Source organism: Sorangium sp. KYC3313 (genome assembly GCF_052075895.1).
Lineage (GTDB): Bacteria > Myxococcota_A > Polyangia > Polyangiales > Polyangiaceae > Sorangium > Sorangium cellulosum_B.
In genome coordinates this window covers 699,667-716,678 of record NZ_CP197255.1, presented here as the reverse complement: position 1 = coordinate 716,678, position 17,012 = coordinate 699,667, and the positions used below count along the sequence as shown (strand labels likewise).

11 protein-coding genes and 1 pseudogene are annotated in these 17,012 nt (G+C 70.3%); 3 read left to right on the top strand and 9 right to left on the bottom strand.

Annotation, left to right across the window (positions count from 1 at the left end):
- Positions 1–211 precede the first annotated feature (211 nt).
- The 3 genes from ACSRUE_RS02800 to ACSRUE_RS02790 form a co-directional block, all read right to left on the bottom strand.
- The gene (locus tag ACSRUE_RS02800) at positions 212–2,644 is read right to left on the bottom strand and encodes a hypothetical protein (protein WP_441289661.1); all 2,433 of its coding nucleotides are present in this window, start codon (positions 2,642–2,644) and stop codon (positions 212–214) included.
- A 14-nt stretch (positions 2,645–2,658) separates the two neighbouring features.
- Positions 2,659–6,723, bottom strand: a complete 4,065-nt coding sequence (locus ACSRUE_RS02795; RefSeq protein WP_441289660.1) for an RHS repeat-associated core domain-containing protein — start codon at positions 6,721–6,723, stop codon at positions 2,659–2,661.
- Between the two features lie 348 nt (positions 6,724–7,071).
- Positions 7,072–7,284 (bottom strand): hypothetical protein, encoded by a 213-nt coding sequence (locus ACSRUE_RS02790; RefSeq protein ID WP_441289659.1) that lies wholly within the window; start codon positions 7,282–7,284, stop codon positions 7,072–7,074.
- A 19-nt stretch (positions 7,285–7,303) separates the two neighbouring features.
- Here ACSRUE_RS02790 and ACSRUE_RS02785 point away from each other — a divergent pair, with 19 nt between their 5' ends.
- Positions 7,304–7,849 carry a hypothetical protein gene (locus ACSRUE_RS02785; protein ID WP_437762534.1) on the top strand — a complete coding sequence of 182 codons (546 nt, stop codon included), beginning with the start codon at positions 7,304–7,306 and terminating at the stop codon, positions 7,847–7,849.
- A gap of 13 nt (positions 7,850–7,862) precedes the next feature.
- Here the strand turns inward: ACSRUE_RS02785 and ACSRUE_RS02780 are convergent, their stop codons facing one another.
- Positions 7,863–8,855 (bottom strand): fatty acid desaturase family protein, encoded by a 993-nt coding sequence (locus ACSRUE_RS02780; protein ID WP_441289658.1) that lies wholly within the window; start codon positions 8,853–8,855, stop codon positions 7,863–7,865.
- Between the two features lie 189 nt (positions 8,856–9,044).
- Here ACSRUE_RS02780 and fumC point away from each other — a divergent pair, with 189 nt between their 5' ends.
- Positions 9,045–10,442, top strand: coding sequence for a class II fumarate hydratase (fumC, locus tag ACSRUE_RS02775; protein WP_441289657.1), 1,398 nt, complete (start codon positions 9,045–9,047; stop codon positions 10,440–10,442).
- A 37-nt stretch (positions 10,443–10,479) separates the two neighbouring features.
- Here the strand turns inward: fumC and ACSRUE_RS02770 are convergent, their stop codons facing one another.
- From ACSRUE_RS02770 to ACSRUE_RS02750, 5 genes and pseudogenes are all read right to left on the bottom strand, one after another.
- Positions 10,480–10,869, bottom strand: coding sequence for a hypothetical protein (locus tag ACSRUE_RS02770; RefSeq protein WP_441289656.1), 390 nt, complete (start codon positions 10,867–10,869; stop codon positions 10,480–10,482).
- A 193-nt stretch (positions 10,870–11,062) separates the two neighbouring features.
- A pseudogene (locus ACSRUE_RS02765) lies at positions 11,063–12,402 on the bottom strand (IS3 family transposase); the annotation flags it as partial.
- A 143-nt stretch (positions 12,403–12,545) separates the two neighbouring features.
- A complete protein-coding gene (locus ACSRUE_RS02760) occupies positions 12,546–12,878 on the bottom strand; it encodes a hypothetical protein (protein ID WP_441289655.1) in 333 nt (110 codons plus the stop codon).
- Positions 12,875–14,152, bottom strand: coding sequence for an AAA family ATPase (locus ACSRUE_RS02755; RefSeq protein ID WP_441289654.1), 1,278 nt, complete (start codon positions 14,150–14,152; stop codon positions 12,875–12,877). Before ACSRUE_RS02755 ends, ACSRUE_RS02760 begins: the two co-directional genes overlap by 4 nt.
- Before the next feature lie 465 nt (positions 14,153–14,617).
- On the bottom strand, positions 14,618–15,073 hold the full coding sequence (locus ACSRUE_RS02750) for a hypothetical protein (protein WP_441289653.1): 456 nt from the start codon (positions 15,071–15,073) through the stop codon (positions 14,618–14,620).
- Between the two features lie 456 nt (positions 15,074–15,529).
- Between ACSRUE_RS02750 and ACSRUE_RS02745 the strand changes: the two genes are divergently transcribed.
- A complete protein-coding gene (locus tag ACSRUE_RS02745) occupies positions 15,530–17,005 on the top strand; it encodes a porin (RefSeq protein WP_441289652.1) in 1,476 nt (491 codons plus the stop codon).
- The last annotated feature ends 7 nt before the right edge of the window (positions 17,006–17,012 follow it).

Below are 17,012 nucleotides of genomic sequence, written 5' to 3'. Positions count from 1 at the left end.
ACCTCCGCGCCGCACCACGGTCGAGCGCCGGCTTGGGCGCGGGCCGTGCCGGATCGCACACGGCAGCTCCGGCCCCTCAATCCACCGGCCGAGCGCGTCGTCCCGCGACTCGACGAGCGCCGAGCACGGCCCGTAGCGGAACGCTCCGAGGGCGCCACGGCCGCGCCACCAGGGCAGGGGGGCGTTCGGCCGCCCGCGTTTACAGCAGCGCTCATGGGAACCACGCTGCGACCTGCACCACCTCGCGCGCCGCGCCGGCCAGGCCCTCGTCGCCCGCGAGGGCCGCGATGAGCGGCGCGAGCCGATCGAGGCTCACGCCGTCGCCCGCGAGCGCGGCGTGGCGGAAGTCGCCAGCGAGCGCGTCGAGCAGGATGCCGAACGCCGCGGCGGCGCCCTCGGGCGGGAAGTGGCGGGCCAGCGGGACCAGGTCGAGCAGGCGGTCCGGCTCGTCGGCGCCGAAGCGCAGGGCCAGGGGGAGGGCCTGACGCACCAGCTCGGGCGCGTGTACGGGGTCGTGGCGCGCCAGGAAGCCGAAGGCGCCCAGACGGCCGGCGTCGCTGAGCGGCCCGACCGCGGCGAGCAGCGTGTCGCTGTCGCCCCTCGCCGCGAACCAGGCCCCCACGTCGAACATCCGCAGCCCGTAGCGGTCGCGCGGCTCGGCCTGCTGGATGGCCTCGTCGATCCGCGCCAGCAGCCGCGCCGGCTCCGCGGCGAAGGGGAGGCTGCGGGCCAGCGCCCGCACGCGCGGCGCCGCCGGCAGCGCCTCGATCAGGTCGTCGGCGGGATCACCCAGCGCCCTGAGGCGCGGGATCAGGCTCTCGATGAGTTCGGCCGCTTGTTCGCCGAATTGGGGAGCGAGCGCCGCGGCGCGGCGAGCCTCCGGGGCGTCAAGGTGCGGCACGAGCCGCGCGAGCGTCCAGTGCTCGGCCAGGTCGTACGGCTCGAGGTGCTGCTCCACCGCGCGGAAGGCGGCGCGTACGCGCTCGGGATCGCCGAGGACCCGCGCGAGCGCGGCGAGCGCTCGCGCCCGCGCGGGTCCAGGCAGCGCCTCCGCGTCGGGCCAGAGCGCCTCGGCGACAGCACGCGGGAAATGCCTGGCGAAGACCTCGATATCGCCAGGATCGCCGCCGCCGTCGCGGAGGCTTCTGAGCGCCTCACGTGCGACCGCAACCCCTTCCTCCGGCGGCAGTGCTCCTGTCGCGACAAGCATCTGGTGCGCTCGCTTCTCAGCGTCCTCCGTGCTCCAAAACGCGGCGAGCGCTTCCCGCGCGAACGCGTGTCCCGTCTCGCCCCCGGCGCACTCGGCGAGGCTCAGGAGGACATCCCCGCGGAATTCGGTCTCCTGGATGCGCCGTGCGGCGTCCGCGGCCCACGCGAGCACCTCGGCGCGCGCCGGGCCGGCCGCCATCGCCGCGCCGAGCGCGGTGAGCGCCCTGGCCTGATCTCGCTCGTCGGCGATCCGTTTCTGCCGGTCGATGGGCTCGACGCCGACGGGAGCATCACGGTCCTTGCGTCGGGCGCACCAGTTTAGGCTCGCCTCGACGAGGGCCGCGCGTACGGCGAGGGCCGTTGCCTCGCGACCCACGGGAAGCACCACGACGGCGCGACGGCGCACGCGCTCGAGGTCGGCGACGAAGCCGAGGTAGGCCTCAGGCCGAGCCATCCAGCGGGCGAGGTGCTCCTCGGTGACCAGCGCGGCGAATGCCTGGAGCGGTGCGTCGCTCTGCTCCATGTGCGCGCGCACGTAGGCGCAGGGATAGCCGTCTGGCGGGAGCGCTAGGAGCTGGCGGGTCGACGTCTCGCGCGCGCCGAGGACGAGGCGCTCCTCGACCTCGCGGCGGGCCGCGTTCGAGCGGAACGCGTAGGTGCCATCGACGGCCGTGACAAGCGGCTCGATCCCGGCGAGGGCGCCCTCGATGGGCGCCCCGAGGGCGGCAGTGATCTCGTCCTCGGGGAGCCGGCCGTAGGCGACGGAGAGCAGGCCGAGGAGCTTGGCTGATGAGGCGCCCGCGGTCGCGAGCAGCTCCGCGGGATCGCCCGGTGTGGGCCAGGGCCGCACCGGCAGTCGATGGATCTGCGTGCGCGCCGGGTCGAAGCCGAGGCGCTGGATCCACGCGCGGGCCGCGGCGTCGTCGCCCTCGACGGTGGCGAGCACCTTGACGCGGGGGCCAACGGCGGAGAACAGCGCCGGCCAGGAGACGAGCGGCTCCGCCTCCTCGACGTCGGTGATCGCGAGCAGCAGCGAGGGTTCGTTCTCGGTCGGCCCGACGCGCAGGTGTTCCTGAGCGATCTGTCTACGCAACAGCCGAGGCTCGCCGCCTGCGTAGTCGGAGAGCACCCGCGAGACCAGCAGGGCGAGGATGTCACGCTCGAGCCTGAGATCAGGCCCGATTGGCACGAGCTGCGCACCGTAGGCGACACCTTCGTTCTGTGCACGGACCAGGTGGGCGGCCACGACCGCGCGCCGGCTCGCGCGCGAGCCATGCAAGATCGCATAGGGCAGCTCTGGCTCGTCGAGCCACCGGCTGAGCGCGGCCAGCGCGGTTTGCTCCGCGGGGTCGAGCGCAGCGCTAGACCCTTCATTCCAGGCGCAACGGAAGGCGCGCTCGACGGGGGCGGGGGCGAGGAGTTGGGGCGGGGACATCGTCATCTCGCGGGTCAAGCGCCGGCGAACGGAGGCGTCGAGGAGGGCACCGTGGTGATGTTCTTCTCCCGAGATTTCGTGCGCTCGCTGCTCTGCGTCCAGGTCCCGTCCCACCGGCCCATCTTGTTCACCTTGGTTTCATCCTTGTTGTTCGGGCCGATCACGCCGCCCTTGGCGTCCTCTCCGATGTTCGCCGGGTGGAGGCCGAGCTCGCGGAAGATCTGGGCGCACATGGGGCAGGGCGCCATACCCTCACCATCCCCGTTCGTGGTCTCGATCGTCGCGCCGTTCCTGAAGCGCTTCTGAAGCTCGGCGCGCACCTCCTCATTGGTCATCTTGGGTTTCCCCTTCGCGTCTCGCTGGGCGTTTCCTTCGGCGCGGATCTGGCTCGCCATCTTGTGTAGCGCGTCCACCTCTGCGCACGTCGTGTCCCCCGTCGCGGTCTGCTTCGGATTGCGCGCGTTCTGCGCATTCTTGACGGCCTCGGTGATCGCGGGGTCCTTGTAGTGCTTCTCGCGATGGTCCTCCGCTGTTTTCCCGCCGCGCTCTCCCTGGCTCTTGCCCTCGATATCGCCCGGCACCCCGCGACGGTTCTTCGGATCGGTGAAATCCTTGCCCTCAGGGTTCTTCCCGGCCGCGTTCCGGACGGTCGAGAACGGCATCAGCCCGCTCGGATCGACGAACCGCGTCGGCGCATTGCCTGCGTAGTCGAAGCCGTTGAACCCGCCGTCGAGCCCCGCCGGGTCCGCGCTCAGGTACCGGCCCATCGCGGGATCGAAGTAGCGGTAGCGGTTGTAGACGAGCCCCGTCTCCTCGTCCTCGTACTGGCCCGGGAAGCGGAGCGGCGTGGTGGTCCGCCCGCCCTCCTTCACCTTCGCGCCGAACGCGGCTCGGTCGAGCTCGCACACCACCTCGCCGGCCGGGCCGACCAGGCGCTCGGGCGCGCCCACGTCGTCGTTGAGGTAATGGAACCACGGGCTCTCCTCGCGCCGCCCGCCCGCGACGCGCGTGTCGCGGTGGGCCCAGGGCGCGTACCGGGCCTCCTCGAAGCAGTACGTGCGCTCCTCCACCACGGGATCCCCCGCCGCCTGCGCCACGCGCTTGATCTCGTGGACGAGCACGCCGCCGTCCCACACGAAGCGCACGCTCGACACCTCGCGCCGCCGCCCGTCGGGCGCTCGCTCGAACGTGCGCTTCCCGATGCGTCGCGCGAACGGATCGTAGCTGTGCTCGACCACCCTCCCGTCGGGCTTCTCGACCGCGGCGAGCAACCCGAGGGCGTTCCACGTGTACCGCGTCAGCCGGCCCTCCGCGTCGCGCGCGCTCATCAGCCTGCCCGACTCGTCCCACGCGTACGTGGTGCCGCCCTTCTGCACCAGGCGGTTCCCGGCGCCGTAAGCGCGCTGCTCGCCGTCCGGCTCGTGGAGGTTGCCCGCGGCGTCGTAAGCAAAGCGCTGCCCCCGGCCCCGCTCGTCGCGGATCCCCAGGAGCTGCCCCGCGGGGTCGTGCTCGAACAGCCTCCGGCCGAGCGCGTCGTCCCACGACTCGACGAGCTCCGAGCACGGCCCATAGCGGAACGCCTGGTACACCGTCGTCCCCGGCGGGCGAGGGCCGACCCACTCGGGCCGGCCGGCGCCCGCGCTGGCTTGCCCGGGGTGGCCCACCCAGCGCTGCGCCATGCGGCCGAGCGCGTCGTAGACGACCTGGATGCGCCCTCCGTCCGGCAGCGCGCGGGCGATCTCGCGCCCGAGCGCGTCGTGCGCGACCCCGACCGTGGCGCGCCCGTCCAGCACCACCTGCGTGGCCCGGCCGCAGGCGTCCCGCGCGAAGGCGGCCGAGTGGCCGAGCGACGTCGTCCGCTGCACGACGTTGCCCATGAGATCGTACGTCCGCCGCACGAAGAACGCGTCCCCCGACGCGATCTGCCGCTCCTCCACGACCCAGCCCACGGCGTTGCGCGTGAACGTCAGCTCCCCAGCGGGCGTGACGGCGGCGATCAGCTGGCCGCAATGATCGTACTCGAACGACTCCGTGGCGCCGTCCGGCAGGGTGCGCTGGACGAGCTGTCCGGCCGCGTCGTAGGCGAACTCGGTCATCTCGCCCATGCCGGTCTTCTCGTGGAGGAGCTGCCCGGCCATGTCGTGCCGATAGTACTTCTCCAGCCCGGCGAACGTCCGCTCGTACACCATGCGGCCCGCTGTGTCGTAGCGCATGAGGTACACGTCCCCCCGCGCGTTCTTGGCGTGCACGAGGCGGCCCTCGCGATCGTAGCCGAGCCGGTTCACCTCGCCGTTCGGGCGCCGGATCGCGCAGACCTTGTGGAGACCTCCGCGATCGAAGCGCGTCGAGGTGCCGTCCGGGTGGTCGACGCGCACGACGTCCCCATTGCGATCGTGGGCATAGCGCGTCACGCCCCCGTCCGGGTGGCGCACGGCGATGCGATCGCCCCGGTCGTTGTAGGCGTACGACGAGATGTGCCCGAGCGCGTCGCGCACCGACAGGCAGCGTCCCCAATAATCGTAGACGTGCTCGGTGACGGCGCCTGTCCCGTCGATCTTCTGGATCACGTTGCCCTGCGCGTCGTGGAGGAAGCGCGTGCGCGCGCCGTTCGGCGCGACGGTCTCCGTGATGAGCCCGCGCGCCTCGACGCGGACCTCGAAGGTCGCGCCGATCGGATCGGTCCAGTACAGGACGCCCGCGGCGCGCGTCACCTCCGTGACGCCGCCGCCCGGGTCGGTGACGCGGCGGATGTGCCCGTCCGGCTCGCGCTCGATGACGGTAATGCGGCCCAGCGGATCGCTCACGCGGAGCGTGCGGCCGCGGGCGTCGCGGACCCAGGTCGTGGTGGCTCCGAGCGGGTTGGTGAACGAGCGGAGATTGCCGTTTTCATCGTAGGTGCGGCAGTAGACGGCCCCGCCGGACACGGCCTTGTCGAGCTTTCCGAACTCGTTGGCGAAGTAGCGGTGCACGGTGATCGAGTCCGCCACCTCCGAGTACCCGTCGTCGCCGTACACGAGCGTGCAGTGATAGATCCCCCGGGCCTTCGTGCCGTCGGCGAGCGTATCGGACACACCCTCCGCGAGGCCGAGGCGCCTGGGATCGGGGTGATCGCCCCAGGTCTCGACGCAGCGGCCACGCTCGTCGTACCGGAAATGGAAGGTGAGGTCCTCGGGATCCGTGCGCGACGTCAGCCGGTGATCGTCGTAGGTGTAGCGGGTGACGCAGCCCTCGGCGTCCATATCGGCGATTAGGTCGCCGCGCTCGTCGTGGGTATAACTCCGGAGCGCCACCCACCTCCCTCGCTCGGGCGCGTTCTTGACCTCGATCGCGGCGATGCGGCCGTCGGGCGTCCGCCGCACGCGCACGACGCGGCCGGCGGCGTCGGTGATCGACTCGATACGCCCCTCGCGGTAGGTGAGCCGCGTCGTGTTGCCGTGGGCGTCGCGTACGGCGGAGAGGCGGTATGTCGAACCGTCGCGCTCGGAGAACAGGTAGAACGTGCCAGCGGCGTCATCGAGCACGAACCCGCCGGCGTCGCGGGTCAGGACCCAGCCGTCGGGGCCGATGCCCGCGTCCCCCTCGGCGATGGGGTCGAACGAGAGCTCCGCGCCGGTGTCGGTCCACAGCACGGTGGTCTGGCGCCGCACCTCGACGGCCCACGCGAACGAGTGCACCCAGCCGAAGCCGAGGCCGACGTCGCGCTCGCGGGCGCTCGTGCTGTAGCGGCGGACGAACCGCAAGCCGAGGGGGCCGAGCAGCTCGAGGTCGACCACGGGATCGGTGAACACGCGGCCGGTGGCGACGTCGACGGGGTCGCCCTTCGATACCTTCCCGCTCTTCTTCGACCCGTGGTGATTCGGACAGCCGGAGCCGTCGCCGCCCGCGCCGCCGCAGGCCGACTTCCCCCCTCCGCTGGCGCCGTTGCCCCCGTTGGAGCCGTCGGCGCCCTGGTCCTTGCCGCTCCCCTTGCCGCCCCTGCCGCTGCCGCCGCCGCTGCTTCCGCCGCCGCCCATGATGAAGACACCGGGATTCATGCCGGGGATCGCGGGGATATTCGGGACGGGGGCTGTGCGCGCCATGGGATCGAGCGTAACAGGGGGGGCACAGCACCTGAAAGGCGCCTCTTCTCCCCATGGTCGCACTCGCACTGGAGAGCACGTTGACCCGACCGGTCAGCCGCGAGGCCCATCGCGCTGCCTCCTCGTTCGGCCTGTCTCAATCCCGCTGGCATGTTCGCGCATTCCTGCGCGTTTCGCGCATATTCGCGCTCGAGGTTGCGGCAAGGGGCGAGCTGTCGGTATCGTGCGCGCCATTCGCCCCTTCAGGAGCTCTGCCGTGCACAAGATCTACATCGTCCTTTCCGCAACATTCCTCGTCACCTCTACGGCCTGCTCGGATGAATCCGATTCTAGCGGTACGAGTAATGATCAGACCAGCAGCAGCAGCACTTCGACCAGCAGCGTCTCGGGCAGCGGTACCGGGGGCAGCGGCGGGTCGGGGAGCTCGGGCGTCGGAGGAGGCGGCGCTGGTGGGGCGGGCGCGACGAGCGGTTCGGGCGGCGCAGGCGAGGGCGGCGCAGGCGAGGGCGGCGCGGGGACCGCAGGCGGGCCCGCCACCGGTGCCGGCGGGGACCCGGGCACGTCATCGCTGGGTTTCTTCGTGTCCACCCCGAGCGACAGCGGCGGCGATCTCGGAGGGATCGCCGGCGCGGACGCGACGTGCCAGGCGCTGGCGGCCGAGGTGGGCGCCGGCGGTCGCACGTGGCGCGCGTACCTGAGCACGAGCACGGAGAACGCCCGCGATCGCATCGGCAAGGGGCCCTGGGTCAACGCCAAGGGCGTCACGGTGGCCGCCAGTGTCGAGGCGCTGCACGCCCTGCCCGGGGGCAACCCGGAGCTCTTCGTCGATCACAAAGGCAACCCCATCAACGGCCAGTGGCAGGGCTCTCCCACGCCGAACGAGCACGACATCCTCACGGGCTCGGCGGCGGACGGCACGGCCCTGGCCGCCACGTGCAACGACTGGACGTCGTCCACCGCCACGCCTGGGCCGCAGGTGGGGCACTCCGACGGCCTCGGTCCGGGCATGAACGGCAGCGCCCCCTACAACTCGTGGAACTCGGTGCACGCTCCCGCCGGTTGCAGCCAGCAGCAGCTCGTGGCGGTCGGCGGCGCGGGCCGTATCTACTGCTTCGCCGCGGACTGAGCCTTCGCCCGGCTCAGGCGGTCGCGCCGGGCTGGATGCCGTTCAGCGCCATCATCTTCCGCCGCTCGTCGTCCTTGTTGAGGCCGCGGTACCGCTCGTCGAGCTTCGCGATATCGAGCTTCAGGATACGGCCGTACAGCGAGAGGGCGATACCGACGATCGACGGGTGGCAGGCGGACTTCACCCGCTCATCGTAGTAGGGGTACGCCGCCTCGTGGAAGCTGCGCAGGTTGTAGAACGGGATGCCCGGGAACTTGTGGTGCTCGTTGTGGTACGTGACGTTGTTCCAGAGGAAGTTCGTGACGCGCGCGCTCGTTCCGTAGGTGCGAGAGCTGTAGGCGTCCTCCCCCGGGAGCATCTCGTAGTGCTCGATCATCGAGGTCACGCTGGCGAGGATGGCGCCGAAGACGAACGGCAGGACATAGAAGAAGAAGAACACCTGGAGCGGCATGACCCAGAAGAAGAAGGCCATGAGCCCGTAGAAACCGAGGAGCTCCACGTTCATCTTGACGCGCTGGAGCGGCGACAGCCGCTTCACGTACCGCGCCATGCAGCCGAGGAAGTAGAGCGGATAGGCGAACGTGTAGACGGCGAGGAGCAGGAGCCTCGCGAGGACGGGGTTCCGCGTGTAATCCGTGACGACGAAGTTGTCGACGTCAGGGTACGTGTTCGCGATCTTGTGATGATGAAGGTGGTAGTTCGTGTACAGCGTCACGCTCATGCCGGTCGGCGCCCAGCAGAGCAGGGCGATGACGTACGAGGTGAGCTTCGAGCGCGAGCAGCTGCCGTGGACGGCGTCGTGCGCCACGGCGCCGAGGCCGCGGACGAGGTTGGCGATCAACCACGAGCAGGCGACCCCGATCGGGACGGCGAGCGGGTGGTGCTGCGTCGCGTACAGCACCCACGTGACCGCGGCCCAGATGCCGAAATGAAGCGGGATCTTGAGCAGGTGAATCGGGTTGCGCCTGTAGGCAGCCTGCAGCAGCTCCCGCGGTACTGTGTCCATGCCGGCCATGCTGATCTCCGTGTTTCTCGCGCGTGCGCGGCCCGGAACTTCGCAAAAAACAGGCGGGAAAACAAGAGCACGCCCGCTTTTTGCCCCCGCGGCGCGAATACGCCTACGCGCCTGCGCGGGCGCCGGCGACAGGGTTTCGCGCCGCTTGAGGGGCGCGTTCGCCGCCGCTAAGACGCGGCCATGGGGACGCGCATCGAGAAGGACAGCTTCGGGCCGATCGCGGTGCAGGACGACCGCTACTGGGGGGCGCAGACGCAGCGTTCCCTCGAGAACTTCCGGATCGGGGGCGAGCGCTTCCCGCGGGAGATGATCGCCGCGCTCGCCACCGTGAAGAAGGCGGCGGCGCTCGTGAACCGCGATCTGGGGCTCCTGCCGGCGGACAGGTGCGCGCTCATCGTCGCGGCGGCCGACGAGGTCATCGAGGGCAAGCTCGACGACCACTTCCCGCTCGTCGTCTGGCAGACGGGCAGCGGCACCCAGACCAACATGAACGTGAACGAGGTCATCGGGAACCGCGCGATCGAGATGAGCGGCGGCGTGATGGGCTCGAAATCGCCGGTCCATCCGAACGACGACGTGAACAGGTCGCAGAGCTCGAACGACGTGTTCCCGACGGCCATGCACGTCGTCGCCGCGCTCCAGATCGAGCGCCGCCTGCTCCCGGAGGTCCGCCGGCTGCGCGAGACCCTGGCGCAGAAGAGCGCGGCGTTCGCGGACATCGTCAAGATCGGCCGCACCCACCTGCAGGACGCGACGCCGCTCACGCTCGGGCAGGAGTTCTCCGGCTACGTGGCGCAGCTCGACGCCGGCATCGCCGCGGTGGAGCGGGCGCTCCCGCCGCTGCGCGAGCTGGCGCTCGGGGGCACGGCGGTCGGGACGGGGCTCAACGCCCACCCGGAGTTTCCGGGGAAGGTCGCCGCCAGGATCGCCGAGCTCACGGGGGCGCCCTTCGTCACCGCGCCGAACAAGTTCCAGGCGCTCGCGTCGCACGACGCCCTCGTCGCGGCGCACGGCGCGCTGAAGGTGCTCGCCTGCAGCCTGACCAAGATAGCGAACGACGTCCGCTGGCTCGCGAGCGGGCCGCGCTGCGGGATCGGCGAGATCACGATCCCGGAGAACGAGCCGGGCAGCTCGATCATGCCGGGGAAGGTGAACCCCACCCAGGCCGAGGCGATGACGATGCTGTGCGCGCAGGTGCTCGGCAACGACGTCGCGGTCGGCATCGGCGGGGCGAGCGGCAACTTCGAGCTCAACGTGTACAAGCCGCTCATCGTGCACAACGTGCTGCAGTCGATCCGGCTGCTGGCCGACGGCTGCGCGTCGTTCGAGGAGCACTGCGCGCGGGGTATCGAGCCGAACCGCGAGCGCATCGAGCGGAACCTGCGCGACAGCCTGATGCTGGTGACCGCGCTGAACCCGCACGTGGGGTACGACAACGCAGCGAAGATCGCCAAGAAGGCGCACGCGGAAGGGACGACGCTCCGCGAGGCGGCGGTCGCGCTCGGGATCCTCGACGGGGGGAAGTTCGACGAGATCGTGCGGCCGGAGAGGATGATCGGGCCCTCTGGGGGCGAGTGAGGGCGCGGCGGACGGAAGCGCCAACCGGGCGCGAGCCTCAGGCGTCACCTCGCACGAGCATCCCTTGGCGCCGCAGCTCGTGCGCGATGAAGGGCGCGCGGTGCTCCAGGAACAGGAGATCGATCCCCTTGTTGCCCGGGCCGAGCCGATAGAGCTTCACATATTCTTCCCGCTGTTGCCAACATTCACGAAGGTTCAACATGGGAAGGGTGTTGTCGATTTTCTTATGCTGCGCGTTCGGCGCGCCGCGTCCTCGCTGAACGTGAAACGTCGCGAAGTCGAGCTCGAACCACCCTGCCTGCACCTCGAATGGATCCACCACATCCAGCACATCCTTGGCCGTGTTCACGCAGGCGGCGCTGAGCCGATAGTTCGACCACTCGTAGACGAGCCGCCAGTTCGACGACTTCGGGACGGAAGTTGCCAACGGGTTTGAGACAGGCCGGACGAGAATCCTATGAGGAGATCGCGCTGAGGGGCGCGTTCCGGCACAGGGCCCCCACCAGTCGAGGTCGGGGCGGCCGCGTCACAGCGGCGGGCGTTGCGCCAGGTTCGGCCGCGGCGCTGGTCGTGCCCGTGTGCGGCCCCGCGGCCTCGTCGGCAGCGTCGTCAACGGACAGCGGATTGATGGCTACCGAAGCGGGCGGCCGACGCACAACGGGCGGACCGTTCGGGAAGCGTTCCGGGTGCGCGGCGTACGCTGTGTCGAGGGCGACTTGGCGCCGAGCCGCGACATCTTCGACTCGGCCGTAGAATACATCAGCAGGTGTGAAGAGCGCAAGGCCAGAATGCTGATGAAGGTCGTTATACCAGCCGAAGAACTCCTGGCACCACGCTCGTGCATGAGCCGGCGAGGCGAAGCGGTCCGGATAGTCGGGCTGGTACTTGAGCGTCTTGAACTGCGACTCGGAGAAGGCGTTGTCATCGCTGACGTGAGGCCGGCTGAAGCTTCGAACGACGCCGAGCGAGCCGAGGAGCTGAGCGAGCCCCTCCGACCTCATCGCGGAGCCGCGGTCGGCGTGCACCGTGAGCGAGCCGGGCTCGACGCCGTGGCGGGCGACCGTCTCTGCGAAGAGTTGCTCGGCGAGTTCGGCGCTCTCGTGCTCGGCGAGCAGCCAGCCAACGGTCATGCGACTGAACAGGTCGAGGACGACGTACAGGCAGTAGAAGACCCCAGGCAGCGGCCCGCGCAGCTTGGTGATATCCCACGTCCAGATCTGGTTGGGGGCCGTGGCGGTGAGCGTCGGCTTGGCATGCTTCATCGGCCCACGCTGCGCGCGTCGCTCGCCGCTCTCGCCCGACGCCGCGAGCAGGCGGTACATCGTGCGGATGGAGGCGAGATAGACGCCGCGCGACAGCAGCGTCGCGTAGACCTCCGGCGGGGGCTGGTCGACGAACTCGTCGCTGTGCAACACATCGAGCACGGCTTGCCGCTCGGGGTCACTGAGCCGGCGTGGGCTCGGAGCGCTCCCGTGCAGCGCACGCGGCATCGCGGGCTGGGTCTGCCGGTAGAGCGTGGCGCGGCTGATGCCGAGTGCCGCACACGCCTGCGCGATGGGGACGTGCGGGTCATCGAGCTCTTCGATGACGTCCATCAGCGCTCTTCGTCGTTCGTGAGGTTGATGCCCAGAATGGCAGAGACTTTTTTTTGGAGATCTATGAGCTTCTCAGCGAGCGCGAGCTTCTCCTCGAGCCGGGCCGAGCGCTTCTCGAGCTCGGCGATGCGCCGATCCTTCGCGTCCTGCTTCGGCTTGCGGCCGGGCTTACGCCCCGCGAGAGCCTCGCTGCCGTGGAGGGCGAGCTGCTTGCGCCACGCCGTCAGCAGGGAGCTGTAGATGCCCTCGCGGCGCAGCAGCGCCTCGATGTCGCCGCGCTGGGTGCATGCGGCCGCCTCGCGAACGATGCGCAGCTTCTCCGCCGCCGAGAACTTCCGCCTCTTACCCGGCTTCGGCACAGTCTCGACGGCGACGCCACTCGGGCGTGGAGCAGCGCCCTGCGCCGCTGGGGCGGGGGTAGGATCGACGGATCGGAGATGGGAAGGCTTCGGCACGGGTCAGGTCCATTCTCCGCCCTCTCACCACAGATTTCCAGGGGGAGCCTGTCTCACCCGACGTTGGCACAGAGGGGGATGAAATGGTCGACCGTCGGGCTCCCCGTCGCCTTCTCGATGTGCATGGCGAGGTACGCACACCGCTGGCCGTAGAGGTCCATCATGTCGTCGAGTGTGCTCTTGCCATCGGCTTCGCGAGGCTGAATCCAAAGGGCCGGGAACTTCTTCGGAGGGATATCTTCTTGGCGAGCGTAGGTCTTCTTCGGCTTGCGGCCCCCCTTGCCCTTCACCGGCTTGCCCAAGAGTCTCGCGATCGCCTCGTTGCCTCGCTTGCGAACGTATTTCTCGAAGCTGGTCGGCTCGGCGGTCAGGACAACCCGGATCACGTCCTCCTCCGCCTCGGCTTCGCCGGTGCCTGTTCTGCTCGACGGTCGCGGAAGTACCCCCATCGCACCCAGAACGGGTCGATGTCGGGCAGACCGGCGTCTCTCAGTGCTTTGTCCGCAGCGGCGACGGCGGCGTCGGAAGCTGCCTCTTGGTCCATCAGCGCTAGAGCCGCCTTCACGGCTCGCTCGCCCTCGAGGGATCTGGGCTCCTTCAGATCGAAGGCTTCGCTCGTGAGCCAATTGCCGACCTCGCCGTGGCGCACGTAGGTCCGCTGCGTCAGCTTGACGGAATAGCGCTTGTTCGTGCGGTCCAGATCGAGATCGAACCAGGCGTCCTCGTCGGCGTCAAAGTGAGGCTCGACCGAAGCCAAGACGAGCGGGGAGTGAGTCGCGGCGACGAGCTGGACACGCGAACCGTGTTGCCCGGTGAGGATGTCCATCACCTGCAAGAGCGCCGGTACGATGCGTCGCTGCCATTGCGGATGCAGGTGGGCCTCGATCTCGTCGATGAGGAAGACGACCTCTTTCGCCGGTCGCTCGCCGCGCACCTCCGCAGAGGCGAGGTGCTCCTCCCACGTCCAGATGAGCAGGTAGGCGAGCGCGATGATCCGGCGCATCCCGGCCGAGGCGTGGATGACGGCGACGTCTTCACCGTAGGGCATGCGCAAGGTCGGGTACCTGAGGGGATCGCTCACCGTGAGCTTGCGTAGATCGCCCGCCTGGAGCTTCTCCTTCTCGTCGCTCGACGGCGACAGCGTCTCGAGGACCTTGCTCAAGAGCTCGAAGGGACGGCTCTTCTCGCGTTGCCACGAGCCCCAGTCGCGAAGCAGGCCCTCGCAGTATGGGTTCCCTGCCCAGACCTCGGACGCCGAGAAGAGGTAGGCGTTCGGGCGTTTGGGCGTGTCTTCCGTCCAGTAGTTCCGCGCAGGATCCCAGACGGAGAACCCTCCGTCCACCTGCGCATAGAGGATGAGCCCAGGGATCGCGGGGCGACCCTGGTTCACGCTCCACCGCTCGGCGGCGGGGTCGTACTTGCTCGTGTAGGTGTAGGGCCTGGGCGTCTTCTTCGTGTACGAATACGAGATCGACGCGCCTTTCGTTGTGGGGACGACGGGATGGCGGGCCCACGTCCGCGTCAGCGCCCACCATGCCACGTCGAGCAGGAAGCTCTTCCCGAGCCCGTTGTCGCCCGTGACGAGGTTCAGCCTCGGCGCCAAATCCATCGTCATCTCGGGCGCGGGGCCGACGTTCTTGAGGTGAATCGACTCAAGCATGGGCGCTGGCTCGCTTCATCTGCTTCGGGTTCTTGTCGAGGGTGCCCGGCATTGTGGCGGCGTCGCTCACGAACGCGGGGCAACCGTTGCCCGCGTCTGCCGACGTACACCAGGGGCCGCGGAGACGGCAACCTCTCTGTCGCAGTGGAAGGCGCTGGCGGGCGCCCGCAACCTTGCGATCGCACTTGGGGTAGCGGAGCAAGTCGAAGCCCCACGCCCGCTTCATCAGCATGGCCCGCTCGATCTCGCCGTGCCGCCCCCAGTGGCGAACGGTGCCCGGGGGGAGCCAGCGCCCTCTTCGGGCGATGTGGGGGCTCTAGAAGCCGTCCGCTCGCCCGGAAACCCTGCCCAAGAACAAGGATCTTGGGGTAAAGCCCTGTCGAGAGCCTCCGGTCGGAGGTTTTTCTCAACCGGGAGGCTGTCGAGAGCCTTCGGTCAGAGATTTTTCTCAACCGGGAGGCTGGACTAAGGAACGGCCCACGGCAGCCGGACGTGCGCGCTGGGAAGGATCCCCTGCTCGCCAGGCAGGTTCCAGACCACCGGCGACACGGGCAGCACCACCGGCGCAAGCGTGACCTCATAGCGGCCCAGCTCGAATGTCGCGCCCGCCTCCGGAAACCCCTGCGTCGGGTCGTCGAGCCCCACCAGCGCCTCAGGATCCTCAAGAATGTCCGAGGACGGAAGCTCCGGCGCGCTCGCCTGCGGCAGGTCGCTCACCCGCTGTAGCGCCTCGTCGACCACCCGCTTCCAGTTACGTCCCATCTGCGCGGACGGAAGCTCCGCTGCGAGCGCCTCCAACCGCGCCTTGAACTGTGCGTCGGACAGCACCGTCGCAGTCCGCTCTGCGGGCGACCGGGGCGGCGGCCCGACCTCCTGCGCCTGCGCCAGGCCAGGCGCAACCAGCACCGCGAGCAGCGCCACGGCAGCTCCGTGCGTTCTCCTGCACACCCTCATTCACCACCTCCTTTGCGCGCGTTCGCGCGGCTGACGGACATCCAGCGAGAGGTCGACCGCGCGGAGCGCCGGTCATTCCGGCCTTCCGCGCGGCGGCGGGGCGAGCCCGCCTCCGGGAACGGGCGGCGATCGACGTCGATCGTCGCGGGGTTCGGGAGCCATCAGTGTACGCCCATCGCAGGTGCCCGGAAAGGGCAACACGCCTGGTGCGCGCGGGTGCGAGGCGGCGCGTTGACACCCTGTCGCCACGTGGGATAGACGAAGGCGCCTGCCAGCGGCGCTGTCGCCGAGTTCGTCGCGATTCCTCTCGCCCGCCGGCCAGCACGGACGCCAATGACACCTTGCGCATGGACTCGTCGCGGTGCGGATCCTCGATGTACCCGGCCGCGGCGCCGCGGGGGCAGAACGGCGCTGGACGGCGCTGTGCTCGCCCTTGTCCTCCCGGCAGCGGTGGCGCTCTGGTGTCCGCAGGCCGGCGCGCAACCCGCCCAGCGGCTGCCAGCGCAGCCTCCAACCGCCGACGCGCTTCCGGTTCCCCCGCCCGTCGCGCCGACCATCCCGGTCGCGCCGCCGCCGGGCGCGGCTCCCCCCGGTGGCGCGCCGGCCACGCCACCTGCCGGAGCTGCGCCGCCCAGCGGCGCGCCGGCCACGCCACCTGCCGGGGCCACGTCCGGCACCCCCGCGGCCACGCCGGACGCACCGCCTGCCACCGTCGCGCCGTCCGCTGTCGCCGGACCCGGAGCACCCGCCGCCAGCACGTCGCCGGCAGGCGCCGCGCCGTCCAGCGCCGCGCCGCCCGCCGCGGCCGCGCCGTCACCTGCCAGGTCGGCCGCTGCGCCGTCCGCGGATGAGCCGCCGTTCCAGCTCGCCATCGGCCGCCTCGTGCTCTCTCCCCTCGTGCTCGTGCAGGCGCAGGCTGTCCCCTATGTGGGGGAGGACGCCTTCCTCCAGGCGGGCGACGTCGCCGAGGGCCAGGGGTTCCGCCTGCGGCGCGCCCGCGTCGGCTTCGCGGGGAGGCTCGCCGGGTACGTGCCGTTCGCGATCTCGGGCGAGCTCGCCGGGGGCGCGGACGGCTCGGCGCGGCTCTCCGAGGCGTGGATCGGCTACGCCCACTTCCCGTTCGCGAACCTCTACTTCGGCGCGCACGACGTGCCGTTCAGCCGCTCCGCGATGGCCGGCGCCGGCGAGGGCGCGCTCATCGAGCGGCCGCTCGCCGTGCGCGCCATGGCGCCCTCACGCCAGGTCGGCCTCCACGTCGAGGGGCACTTCCGGGGCAGGGCGTTCAGCTACTTCGCCGGCATGTTCAACGGCTTCCAGCGCTCGGATCAGTTCTTCGCCGGCTATGTCGAGAACGCGGCGAGCTTCGGCAACCGCTTCGACCACATCGCCTACGTCGCGCGGCTCGCCACCGAGCCGCTCGGCCCCCTCCCTCGCTCGGTGCAGGACCTCGCCGTCTCGCGCCTCCGCGTCGGCGCAGGCGCGAGCTACTTCTTCAGCGACGGCGGGACGCGCGACATCCACGGCATCGGCGCCGACGTCCTGGTCCAGGCCGCGGGCGCGCACGCGCTGGCCGAGCTCCTCTGGAACCAGAGCGACCCCGAGAGCACCCCGACGCAGCCGCTCGGCCAGCTCGCCCCGGTCACGTCGATAGGGCTCGTCGGCGAGGTGGGCTATTTCGTGAGGCGCATCAAGCTCGGGGTGAGCGCGCGGTTCGAGTGGCTCGATCCCAACCTCGACCTCCTGGACGAGACGGACAGCTGGGCCCTCACCGCCGGCGCGAGCTACCACTTCATCGACAACACGCTCAAGGCGCAGGCCGACTTCACCCACCGGCAGGAGCGCCACGGCGTCCCGCTCGACAACGACGCCGTGGCGCTGCAGCTGCAGCTCAACCTCTAGCGGCCCG